Annotated in this window: 8 protein-coding genes; 6 read left to right on the top strand and 2 right to left on the bottom strand. The window is 45.0% G+C overall.

Features of this window, described 5'->3' with window-relative positions; all coding sequences use genetic code 11:
* Positions 1–164: 164 nt before the first annotated feature.
* Positions 165–515: a hypothetical protein gene (locus tag ACFO4R_RS07905; RefSeq protein WP_379788541.1), complete on the bottom strand. Its 351-nt coding sequence runs from the start codon at positions 513–515 to the stop codon at positions 165–167.
* Positions 516–913: 398 nt separating this feature from the next.
* Between ACFO4R_RS07905 and ACFO4R_RS07900 the strand changes: the two genes are divergently transcribed.
* The 6 genes from ACFO4R_RS07900 to ACFO4R_RS07875 all read left to right on the top strand — a co-directional run bounded on the left by ACFO4R_RS07900 (position 914) and on the right by ACFO4R_RS07875 (position 11,389).
* Positions 914–5,179, top strand: coding sequence for an acyl-CoA dehydratase activase-related protein (locus ACFO4R_RS07900; protein WP_379788539.1), 4,266 nt, complete (start codon positions 914–916; stop codon positions 5,177–5,179).
* A gap of 17 nt (positions 5,180–5,196) precedes the next feature.
* Positions 5,197–6,012, top strand: coding sequence for a hypothetical protein (locus ACFO4R_RS07895; protein WP_379788538.1), 816 nt, complete (start codon positions 5,197–5,199; stop codon positions 6,010–6,012).
* Between the two features lie 681 nt (positions 6,013–6,693).
* Positions 6,694–7,236, top strand: coding sequence for a LemA family protein (locus ACFO4R_RS07890; protein WP_379788536.1), 543 nt, complete (start codon positions 6,694–6,696; stop codon positions 7,234–7,236).
* A gap of 29 nt (positions 7,237–7,265) precedes the next feature.
* Positions 7,266–8,951, top strand: coding sequence for a DUF2207 family protein (locus ACFO4R_RS07885; protein ID WP_379788535.1), 1,686 nt, complete (start codon positions 7,266–7,268; stop codon positions 8,949–8,951).
* Between the two features lie 211 nt (positions 8,952–9,162).
* A complete protein-coding gene (locus ACFO4R_RS07880; RefSeq protein ID WP_379788534.1) occupies positions 9,163–10,026 on the top strand; it encodes a hypothetical protein in 864 nt (287 codons plus the stop codon).
* Positions 10,027–10,465: 439 nt separating this feature from the next.
* A complete protein-coding gene (locus ACFO4R_RS07875) occupies positions 10,466–11,389 on the top strand; it encodes a DMT family transporter (RefSeq protein ID WP_379788533.1) in 924 nt (307 codons plus the stop codon).
* A gap of 641 nt (positions 11,390–12,030) precedes the next feature.
* On the opposite strand, the gene ACFO4R_RS07870 is transcribed toward ACFO4R_RS07875, so the two are convergent.
* On the bottom strand, positions 12,031–12,268 hold a 238-nt coding region (locus ACFO4R_RS07870), incomplete at its 5' end, for a hypothetical protein (RefSeq protein WP_379788532.1).

The following is a 12,268-nucleotide window of genomic DNA, read 5'->3' as shown; positions in this document are numbered from 1 at the left end:
GAGCAACTACAAACAAACCTCAAAAAGGGAAACGGTTTTTCCGCAATCTTTTTATAGAAGAAAATTTATCAAGGGAAGTTGCTTGAAACATTCATCTTTCATATAAGAGGATAGGGGGGTTATAAGCGTAGGGGATGTCCCTACATGATCACCCGGGAGAAGAACTATTCTTTCGAGGGGGCAAAACCGAAGTCATATTCATAGCTGTTGACAAAGAGTTTTTCCACAAGCATAAACCGCCCGCAGTCGATGGCAAGAACATTGTCCTTAAGGCGAATCTCGGGAAAGATATGAAAGGTAACTCCTTCGCGAGTTGCCTGTTCAAAGACTTCAATCCTTCCCGAAGGTTTTCTGAGGATGTCGACATCCATATAACTCCTGCAACAAACCCTTCGTTTTAGAGGCTCGATATAGAGATCTGTAATCTTATTTCTTTTTATATAGTTTAGTGCACAGCTTGTCAGTTTTACATCAAACACGGCAATGTTCTCCTTCCTGTCCCTGTTTATCGACATTCTTTCATTTTTCCTGTCCGCAAAGAGTCTTATCTACATAACTACCCGAAGACAAAGACTTGAAAAAGGAAATCGGGATTTTTGTGAACCGAAGAGGAAAGACTTGAGAGTTTGTGCTGCTCAAAGCTTGATAAAAAGAGGATTTGAGAAGAAGAAAACAAGGAAGATTTTCTTCGTTTTTCCTAATTTTTCTTACAATTCACAAGTATAATGAAAGTAGGAGATAAAATAAATTTATTTATATATTTTTGTAATCGATATTAAGTTGTAATCAGATTGAAGGTTCTATTTTTGTAGATGAGGCAAGCTTCACAATATCGAGGTAAGAAGCGTAGGTTTCAGGAAGATGTAAGGAGGCCTGCTTTTGAAGCGGGATAGTTTTCTCAAGGAGGCTATGGGTGTTTAACAATAGTTTAAGAGTAGGGGTCGATGTAGGTTCGACGACAGTCAAGATTGTCGTTATGAATCTCAATGACGGTGTGCTGTTCAAAGAATATCGTCGGCATTTTTCCGATGTGAAGTCGACGATCAAAGAACTTTTTGTAGAGTGTGAAAAACGGATAGGTCAACAACCGATTTTGATTTCCATTACGGGTTCGGGAGGCTTGTCGATTTGCGAGGAACTTGGGATCGAGTTCGTTCAGGAGGTCATTGCCTGTACGAAGACAGTTGAGATGCTCATACCGCAAACGGATGTTGCAATTGAGCTGGGGGGAGAAGATGCCAAGATCACATATTTTTCGGATTCTTTGGAGCAGAGGATGAACGGAAGCTGTGCAGGAGGCACCGGTGCGTTTATCGATCAGATGGCAACCTTGATGAAGACCGATGCGTCAGGGCTTAACGAGCTTGCGAAAAAGTATAAGGTCATCTATCCGATTGCTTCGAGATGCGGCGTCTTTGCCAAGACGGATATTCAGCCTCTTCTCAACGAGGGAGCCTTGAAAGAGGATATTGCGGTTTCGATCTTTCAGGCAGTTGTAAACCAGACGATAAGTGGCCTTGCTTGTGGAAAGCCCATTCGAGGAAATGTCGCCTTTCTCGGAGGGCCTCTTTACTTCCTGTCCTCGCTTAGGGAGAGATTTATCGAGACCTTGGGTCTTTCCGAGGAACAGGTCATTTTTCCCGAGGACCCTCAGCTCTTTGTTGCAATGGGGGCGGCTTATCTTGCGGGAGAGCATAAGACGGATCCTACGACAATAGGGGATCTGCTCATCCGTCTGGAGACCATGGGGGAAGATACGGTAAAACGCTCGAATATTCTTCCGGCTTTGTTTGAAAATGAGCGGGAGTTGGAAGAGTTCAGACTGCGTCATTCGAAACATCGGGTGGAGACCGCAGAACTCTCCGAGGCTAAAGGAGGATTATATCTGGGGATCGATGCGGGATCAACGACATCAAAGTGTGCCCTCATCGACGAGGACGGCAAGCTTGTATTCAGTCATTACGGGAGCAATGAGGGAGAGCCTTTGGAGCTTTGTATCTCAATGTTGAAGCGAATATATGAGAGTTTGCCCGAATCTGCCTATATTGCAAATTCTGCGATTACCGGCTACGGCGAAAAACTGATCCAAGCGGCGCTGGGCATCGACATCGGAGAGGTGGAGACCATAGCTCATTATAAGGCGGCGAAGTATTTCGAGCCGGAAGTCAACTTTATCATCGATATCGGGGGCCAGGATATGAAGGCCATTCACATCAAGGAAGGAGTGGTTGACAGCATCCTGCTCAACGAAGCTTGTTCGTCGGGTTGTGGGAGTTTTATCGAGAGTTTTGCACATTCCCTCAAGATGCCGGTCAAGGAATTTGCCAAGGAGGCTCTGCTCTCGGGCAAACCGATCGACCTCGGCAGCCGTTGTACGGTGTTTATGAATTCCAAGGTAAAACAGTCGCAGAAAGAAGGCGCCGCTCTGGGAGATATTTCGGCAGGGCTTTCTTACAGTGTGATCAAAAATGCTCTTTACAAGGTAATTAAGTTGCGAAATCCGGAGAGTTTGGGAAAACGTGTAGTCGCACAGGGAGGAACCTTCTACAACGAAGCGGTGCTTCGTGCCTTTGAGATGGAGACGGGGCTGGATGTGATCCGACCGGATATTGCGGGCATCATGGGAGCGTTCGGTGCCGCTTTGATTGCGAAGGAACGTTACCGAAAGGGCGATAAGACAAGTCTGCTTCCTAAGGAAAAACTCGGGGTCTTGAGGCAGGATAAGACCTTCCGCCATTGCGGTCTGTGTGCGAACAACTGTCTGCTCACGGTCACGAGTTTCGGAGATGAAAGAAGGTTTGTCTCGGGTAACCGCTGTGAGAGGGGAGCTGGAATTCAACAAGTCAAAGAAGAGAGAATAGACCTCTTCGATTACAAATACAAAAGGGTCTTTGCCTATAAGAGTCTCTCCGAAGAAGAGGCGAAATACGGAGAAGTCGGAATGCCTCGTGTACTGAACCTCTATGAGAACTACCCGTTATGGCATACGGTCTTCACAAACTTGGGATTTCGAGTGGTATTATCGGCAAAATCAAATAAGGACATCTTCAACAAGGGTTTGGAGAGTATTCCCTCCGAGGCTGCCTGCTATCCCGCCAAGATCGTCCACGGGCATATCAAACAGCTGATCGAAAGAGGAATTTCCTTCATCTTCTATCCGTCAGTCAACTACGAGCTCAAGGAGTTTCATGTCATAGGAAATCACTATAATTGCCCTGTTGTCAACTCCTATCCCGAGGTTATCAGGAATAATATGGAAGAGGTGGCAAAGATTCGCTATGCCAACCCCTTTATCAATCTCAACAGCAAGAAGAGTATAGAAGATGCTCTGGTAAGCGTACTGAATTTTACGGATCTAACGCGAAAGCAGATCAGAGAAGCTGTGGATAAGGGGATCTTAGAGTTGTACCGGTTCAAAAATGACATCCGAAGAAAGGGAGAAGAGACCGTAGAACAACTCAAGAGAGAAGGCAAGAAAGGGATCGTTCTCTGCGGAAGACCCTATCACATCGATCCGGAGATTAACCACGGTATGGTCAGCGTGATTACTCAGGAGGGCTTTGCCGTACTCACTGAGGACAGTGTGGCTCACCTCGGGGTACTGGAAGAACCTCTGAGGGTTGTGGACCAGTGGACCTATCACTCCAGACTGTATCGTGCGGCATCCTTCGTTGCTTCTCAGGACAATCTTGAGTTGATCCAGATCACATCCTTCGGCTGCGGTCTCGACGCGGTAACGACGGATCAGGTATCGGAGATCCTTGAGAAGAAACAGAAACTCTATACCCTTATCAAGATAGATGAAGGCTCTAACCTCGGTGCGGTCAGAATTCGTATCCGCTCTCTCAAAGCAAGCATAGAAGAGAGAGGGCTTCAAACGAGAAGGGTGGAGCAAGAGAAGAAGACATCTTTGAAGAAGGTATTTACCAAGGAGATGAAGAAGACGCATACCATCCTTTGCCCTCAAATGTCTCCGATCCACTTCCAATTTATGGAAGATGCCCTACTTGAAGACGGTTATCGAATTGAAGTCCTGCCCTCCGTCGATAAGGCGGCGGTCGATGAGGGGCTGAAGTACGTCAACAATGATGCCTGCTTCCCCAGCATTATCGTAATAGGTCAGATGATGGCGGCACTCAAAAGCGGAAAATATGACTTGGATAATACCTCCCTCATCATCAGTCAGACGGGAGGAGCTTGCCGGGCGACCAACTACATCGCTTTTATTCGAAAAGCACTCAAAGACTCGGGAATGGAGCAGGTTCCGGTCATCTCCCTCAGTGCGAGCGGAATCGAAGAAAATCCCGGATTCAAACTGACTTTGAAAACACTCAACAAAATTGTCATCGGCATGATTTATGGAGATCTCTTTATGAAGGTGCTGTATCAGGTTCGTCCTTATGAGAAGATCGAAGGCTCGGCAAACCGTTTGTATGAGTGGTGGCTCATCCGTTGCAAAAAGAATGTGAGAAGTGGGAATCTCTTAGAATTTAAGAAGAATGTAGACGGAATTGTTCGCGATTTCGACAATTTGGCTCTCGTGAAAAAGGAGATTCCGAAGGTAGGAATCGTGGGAGAGATCCTTGTCAAATTCCATCCGACTGCAAACAACGACTTGGTCAACGAAATCGAGAAGGAAGGGGCGCAGGTAATTATGCCCGAGCTTATCAACTTTTTCCTATACAGTCTCTACAATCAGGACTTTAAGCACACGAACCTTGGAATGAGCGGAACGACCAAGTTTAATGCGACCATGGCGATCAAGATCATCGAGGCCTACCGCAATCCTGTTCGAAAGGCTTTGAGAGAGAGTAAGCGTTTTGTGCCTCCCGAATCCATCCGAGAGATGGCGTTGATCTCCGACGATGTCGTCTCTCGGGGAAATCAGGCGGGAGAGGGGTGGTTGCTCACGGCGGAAATGATCGAACTGATTCGAAACGGTGTCAACAACATTGTCTGCGTTCAGCCGTTTGCCTGTCTGCCCAACCATATTACCGGAAGGGGAGCGATCAAGAAGATCAAAAGCCTCTATCCCAAGGCGAATATTGTAGCAATCGACTATGATCCCGGAGCCAGTGAAGTAAATCAGGTAAACCGCATCAAGTTGATGCTCACCAATGCAAAGAAGGCCTTGCTTGAGCTTGGAAAGCCCTATGAGGCGGGTAAGGAACCGGTGTAGACAAAGGAGACAATATTATGAGAGATTGGAAAAAACGAGGGATTGTGGCGGGAGTGCTCTTTATCGCCGTCCTGATACTCTTTGTTGTGAAGATGAACGGATATCGGAAGGAGGCGGGTAACCTTTCCGGAGGAAGGGTGGTCGAAACACGGGAGGAGTTTTTGGATGCACTTGAACACGACGGTTTTATCTATGTGAGGGGCAAGATTGAGGGCAGGGTGCCTGTCGAAGATGTCACGATCAACAACAAGATAATTTCAACGAAGAAGAGTGACCGTTTGAAAGGTCAGGAACCTTTTCTTGAAGGAGATTTTTTGTGGCTGCAGGTCTCACGGGGAGAGTATGAGTACATCAAGGATATGTATGAAGAAAGCATGCTCCTAAGACACAACTACTTCTCAAAGGATGAGGTCAAACTTCAGGCCGATACTCTGGAGATTCTGGGTGTTGAAGTAGATGTGAAGGGCAGTAAAAACCTGTTTCATAATGTCGCTATGGAAAAACATACCGTAATGGAAGGATCTTTTCAATTTGATCCCAAACTCAAGGTCTTGGTGCCTGTGAGGGGAGAACACCCCGAGCAGAAGTTCTATAGCGGTTTTCAGGTAAAAGGGATTTACTCCGGCTTGGAAGGGGTACTGAAACTTGAGGTCCAAGACGGAGAGGTTGTTTCGGAGGGTGTAAGCATCTTGAGTCCGAGCGAGTTTGAAACGGTGGAGGGTGTATATGCTGCGGGAGATGTGGACTATTCCATAGAGATCCCGACCTATCTTTTGGTATGGCTCTTTCTGACATCGATCGCATGGATCATTATGAGGGTGCTGGGCTATTAAAAGTATTGAAACATCGGAAGAGGACCGGGTATTATAGACAAAACCTTTGTTTTGCTGCGATGATCCCTTTGAATGTTCATGTCATAGCGCGTATTTGCCAAGAAGAGTTCAAGCAGATGTTATCCTCTTTTTGATCAAACGTGGCATTTTAATCGGATGACGGTACAAGCAGAGGTTTTGTTTGCTTTGTAAAAAAACACCGGTATTTTTTTAGAAAATGAATTTAGATTTGACAATAATGGTATAATTTGAAGGGACGGATGAGATTATCCGCGGGGAGACTACTATTACCGATTTAAATTGTCATAGCGGAAAGGGTTTTTCCTCAAGCTTAAGGCACACATTCATTTGAAAAAAGCGACTTGATGCTATGAGTCGTTTAAGATGGACGGATGCAGTGTTTTGAAGTATATCATCTTGTGAATTATTCTTCGGCAAGGATATATTCGGTATGTGCGATATTTCAGACAAAGAACAGCATTACATCGCCCTTTTCGATAAATATGTGTTTGAATGTGTTCCCTTCACGGAGGTTCTGTACCTTGCAACATAATGGAAAAAGCAGCTTGTCTTTGTGCGGTGCTTCTTTTAAGAAGGTCGGACGATTACGTTATTTTCTGTATAGGACATTTTAATCGGACAATAGTGCAATAAAAATTTTGTTTAGCGAAGGAGATTTCTATGTGGTGGATACCGATTGTAATTCTTGTGGTAATAGGGATTTGGGTCATAGCGACTTACAATAGGCTCGTCGTCCTGAGAGAAAGAGTAAAAAATGCGGTGGGGCAGATCGCAGCTCAGATTGAATCTCGCTGGGATGCAATTTCTTCTCTAATTCAAGCGACCAAGAAGTACTCCGCTCACGAGGCACAGGTCTTGGAAGACTTGACAAAGATGCGTTCGGGTATCAGCAAGAACTCGAGCGTTCAGGATATCGAGAGCGATATGAGCAAGTTTCAGGATCTGATGAACAAGATCAACGTCGTCGTGGAAGCCTATCCCGACCTGAAGGCGAGCAATGTCTATCAGACGGCTATGGAATCGATCGACAAGTATGAGAACAACGTTCGACAATCCAGGATGATATACAATGACATCGTAACCAAATTCAATTCTGCAATCATGGTATTTCCTTCTTCAATTGTAGCTTCTCTCTTTTCGTTTAAGGAGAAGGATTACTTTGAGAATACTGAGTCCAAGAAAGATATGCCTTCTTGGGACTAGAACTTTTAGACGGTGTGACGGAGGAAGATATGAAACAACTGAAACGTTTGACCCTACTTGTTCTTTTGCTCTTTTGTAATCTGACCGGAGGGGTGTATGCCGCTTCGTCCTTGGAGAGTTTGGACATCCACGTTATTCTCAACCGAGACGGCTCTGCGGATATTCAGGAGACAAGGGTGATGGACATTGATGAGGGGACCGAAATCTATATCCCCATAGCGAACTTGGGTGGCTCACGGATTGAGAAGTTTTCCGTATCGGAGAACGGCAAGGTCTTTGAAAATGCGGGAAGTTGGAACAGCAATCTTTCCCGAGAGGAAAAAAAGCATAGGTACGGGATCGTACAACAGAGCGAGGGCGTGGAACTTTGCTGGGGAATAGGAGATTATGGAAGGCATGAATATGTTACGACCTATCGGGTCACCGATATGGTAAGGCAGCTCAAGGATGGACAGGCCTTGTATTGGAAGTTTGTCAATGACGGGATTGAGCCGCCTCCTCAAGCGATGAAAGTAACGATTGTAAGGGCGGACGGTGTACCTATAACTGCGGATCAAACCAAGATCTGGGCCTTCGGTTACGAGGGCAGGATTGAATTTGTCGACGGTCGGATCGTAGCCGAGAACAACGGAGGCTTTTCGTCAAGCAACTACACCGTTGTTTTGGCTCAGTTCTTAGATCAACCCTTTGAGGCGAGCCTTCTTTGGGACAAGACTTTGGGCGAGGTCGAAGCTATGGCCAAGAAAGGAAGTTCGTATGAAGACGGAAATTCCGGCGGAGTAGAGAAGGGGTTTTCGATTTTGGAAGCGGTGGTTGGCTTCATCGTCTTCAGCATTCCTCTATTTATAGCAGGGATCATTGTCTATGCGATCAAGAGCAACAAAGGCAGAAGAAAAAACGGTGCACGAAAGCTCAAGGGAGAGTATTACAGAACTTTGCACACGGAAGAAGAGTTCGATGATCTGATCAAACTGCTTTCTTTGATCGGTTGTAACGAAACGGACTGGATTACCGCCTTCTTTCTGAAGTGGATCAGGGACAACAGGCTGGAACCGATCAAGGAAGAGGTCGGGCTTATCTTTAAGAGGGAGCAGACCGCTCTTGCTATTGTTAAAGGCAAGGAAACATCTTCTGCGGAAATGTCGAGGACGGAAGCAAGGCTGTGGAGTTTCGTGATGGAAGCCGCAGGAGGCAACAGCATCCTTGAAAAAGGAGAGTTCTCGAGATGGGCAGGAAAGAACAAGAGTGAGTTTTTGCAGTGGAGAAAGGATGCCGTTGAAGATTCTACACAGATCCTAATCTCCCGAGGTTTGATCGATCGAAAGGAAGGAACCTTCCTGTTTCTTCCTTATGTCTCGGATACTTTGACACAGGAAGGAAAGGACTTGAAACAAAACCTGTACCGCTTCTACAACTACCTCTATGATTTCTCTCTTTTGAACGAGAGGGAGGCCGTCAATGTAAAACTCTGGGATGATCTTATGATCTGGGCGGGAGCACTGGGTATTACGGATAGAGTGAGCAAAGAGTTTGCAAAACTGTACCCGCAATATGAACAGGAAACCGTCTATAGAAACAATACGATACTGACGGCATATGCGTTTTCTCAAAGTGCGGTAACCTCTTACTCCGGAAGTTCGGGAGGAGGAGGGTTCTCAAGCTCCGGCGGGGGCGGAGGCTCCTTTGGCGGAGGTTCGGGCGGAGGTATTCGCTGAGTTTGAGAGAATACATTGCAGCGTAAACAGGGGACGAGCTCTTAGAAAAACTTGAAATTCTAATTCTTGATACACGGTCCTCTTTGTCAAGTGATACTTGATACTGTTCTTCGATAGAAGTATGGTTATATTTGTTTTGCAACCACGAAAATTCGTGTTCTCTTCTATGGAGTGCAAATCGTTGATATCCATTATTCAAAGGAAGAATAGTATGAGAAGGAGGACCGTGCTTCGTTACGGAAAGGAGAAGAAGATGAAGACCATAGACTTTCGTTATAGCAGGAAGGGAAATCCGGTCATTCGAATGATTTTTATAGGATGTTTCTGGATGCTCGGCTTCGGTTGGTTTCTCGTGCTTGAAAAATTCGGCTTACAGAGAGGTTTCCAAACAGTCCCTATGAGGGAACTCCCTCTTTTTTGGAGAGACAAACCTCAACTTACCTTGGCTGTTTCCATCGTTCCGATCCTTTTGTGGATGCCCTTTTCGACCTTGCTGGCCTTAAGGATAAGGACATGGATTATGGAGGAGCGTGGAAGGGCAGAGTTCCGAGGAGAGAAAGTCCTCTTGTGCTTTCATGGAAAAGAACTTGTAGTTGACAAAAAAACCGAGATTTTGAGTTGTAGGGGTTATGGACGATACATGAAGTTTCGTTGCTATCAGATTACGAAAGAGGGAAATCGATACTATATAAACGAATCTCCAAGAGAGGTTCGGGAATTGGGAAGAAGACGAGGAAGAGAAGGTGCAAAGACCTCTCTTTATAAAACGATGCAAGAAATTCTGCCTTATACGAAGGAGTCCGTTTTTATAGGAGGAATTCCCCTTATCTTCGATTTTACCCGTCCGACGGTCTTTGATGACAGTGCTTACTATGTGGACTACGACAATATTTTTCTCCCGGAAGGAATCGGGATTGCAACCTGCCTCGTGAGGGAGAGGGATAATCCTTCTCATGTCGTGGGAGATTTGGGGTTTGAAGACGATGTCAGGCATAAGACTCCACCGGATGAAGCGGTACTTAGAGCCCTTCCTATTATTGAGGCGGTTGAGCTCGATGAATGGATCGAAGTATAGCGTATGGATATAGTTAAATTTATGAAGATTCTTTGTCACGATTTAATGCTATTATTACTTTAAATGATGGATATCAACGATTTGTCTCCATAGAAGAGAAAACGAATTTTCGTTGCTTGCAAAACAAATATAACCATACTTCTATTGAAAAATAGTATAAAAGAGTTCCTGGCATAGTCGAAATTTATATGAATGTCAATGTGCAAAATCGAAGTTTGAACTCTATCATCACTTAAACTTTTTTGGAACAATCTATGTTTTGTCTGATACTTGAAGTAGAGAACAGTATTATGTAATTGTTCATTCTTGATATCGGAAAGTTGTATATGGTAGGGGATGAAACGAATTTGTACAGTTCAAAAACCATAGGGTAAGATTTCTATCGGATTATAGAACCGGAGCATATTGCTTGAAAAGAAGCATGGAAGGAGGAAGTCGGATGGAAGGGGAGAAAAGGAAAAATAAAGGTATGTGGATAGGGGTATCTGCCGCCTTGGGATGTGAGATCATCTTCGGTTTGAGCTATATCTTTACCAAACAGGCCACCGATGTGGCAACGCCGCTCGCTCTTTTGAGCTGGAGGTTTGTGATCGCGTTTTTTGCAGTGAACCTTCCGGTTTTATGCGGAAGGTTTAAAGTAGGGCTCAGGGGAAGAAAGATAGGCTTGTTGTTTCTTATTGCGACACTCGACCCCGTGATCTATTTTGTGGGGGAAACCGTCGGTATCAGCAGGACCACCGCTTCCGAAAGCGGTGCCTTCCTGGCCTGTATTCCGATCGCCTCGCTTTTTGCATCTTCGATGATCTTACATAAAAGGCCGAACAGAAATCAAATCATAGGGGTATGCGTAACCGTAGCGGGGGTGTTGATTACCGTCTTTGCAGTCGGGCTGGAGGCGTCGTTTTCGCCCTTCGGTTATGCAATGCTCTGTGTAGGAGTGATCTCTTATGCCCTCTACTGTGTGTTTGTCGAAAAGGCGGAAGAATTTACGGGATTTGAGATCACTTATGTAATGCTTTTTGCAGGTGCTCTCGTATTTGCAACAATCGCGGTTGCACAAGCCGTCTTCGAAGGGAGGCTGTTTTCTTTGGTGAGCCTTCCCTTTAGAGAAAGAAGTTTTCTTATCGCCGTTCTCTATCAGGGACTCGGCAGTTCAATCATCGCCTTCTTCCTTTCGAATATCGCAATTGCAAATATCGGTGTGAATCGAACCGCCTCGTTTATAGGTGTGGCGACGGTGGTTTCGATCATAGGAGGGGTAGTCATCTTGGGAGAGAGGTTCTCCGCCCTGCAATGGACGGGGGTAGTCCTGATCGTTGCAGGAGTGTATATGTCAAACAGCAGGGTAGGCAAAGAAGGTTGATACTATTCTTCGATAGAAGGTTGTATTTACTTTGGAGCCATGCAAGTCCGTCTTATCTCTTACGGAGTACAAGTCGGCGATGTCCATAATTCACACTATTTTTCAATAGAAGTGTGGATATATCTATTTTTCGATGACGAAAAACTATGTTGTCTTCTGTGGGCCACAGATTGTTTATATCGACTATTCATACTATTACCTGTTTAAATTGCCTAGTTATCTGTATGAGCAACTTGGGTATGAAAGTGAAAAATGAAGAACGATTTACGAAGTTTTTTCGAACCGATCCAAATGAGTGAAACGTCGTTATAAATCAGCTGTTTGAGCGTTAGCGAGTTCTGATTTATATGTTTCACGACTTGGTTTTCGGTTCCAAAAACGTAGTATTAGTTCCATTTTCACTTTCATTTACTACAAATTCTTATTTATCTCCATACATCCCATACACCTGACATTTTAATTGGGTTTTAGTATCAAAAGAATAGTAGTATCAAATGAACAATAGGTTGACAGCTATCTTGCGGAAACGGGACAGATACAAAAGGGGAAGACTTGCAGAACAAGATGGGTTTATTCTGTAAGTCTTCCCCTTGATGTATCGCTGTTTCTATCGGGCATTTCCTTCTGTGATAAACGCAGAGTTATCGGTCGAAATTGTTAAAGACGGTGATGCCCAAGATTTTGACCTTCCATCCGTCAAGATATCCCGTTTCGGATGTTAAATCCAGTTGATGATATCTCGTAACATCGTACAATCCTGCTCTGTATCGAACACTGCCTCCGTCCTTATACCTTAAACGAACAGGAATTAGAGCGTGTCTACGCAATACTTTACAAAACGTAAAAAATATGAGATACTCGTATAAAACAGAGGAGGTT

The sequence above is a fragment of the Filifactor villosus genome (assembly GCF_042652965.1).
GTDB classification, from domain to species: Bacteria; Bacillota; Clostridia; order Peptostreptococcales; family Filifactoraceae; genus Filifactor; species Filifactor villosus.
This window is presented reverse-complemented; position numbering and strand designations above follow the sequence as displayed.

Coding starts and splice junctions, on each gene's coding strand:
- ACFO4R_RS07905 (WP_379788541.1), bottom strand. CDS start 515: ATGTCGATAAACAGGGACAGGAAGGAGAACATTGCCGTGTTTGATGTA.
- ACFO4R_RS07895 (WP_379788538.1), top strand. CDS start 5,197: ATGAGAGATTGGAAAAAACGAGGGATTGTGGCGGGAGTGCTCTTTATC.
- ACFO4R_RS07890 (WP_379788536.1), top strand. CDS start 6,694: ATGTGGTGGATACCGATTGTAATTCTTGTGGTAATAGGGATTTGGGTC.
- ACFO4R_RS07885 (WP_379788535.1), top strand. CDS start 7,266: ATGAAACAACTGAAACGTTTGACCCTACTTGTTCTTTTGCTCTTTTGT.
- ACFO4R_RS07880 (WP_379788534.1), top strand. CDS start 9,163: ATGAGAAGGAGGACCGTGCTTCGTTACGGAAAGGAGAAGAAGATGAAG.
- ACFO4R_RS07875 (WP_379788533.1), top strand. CDS start 10,466: ATGGAAGGGGAGAAAAGGAAAAATAAAGGTATGTGGATAGGGGTATCT.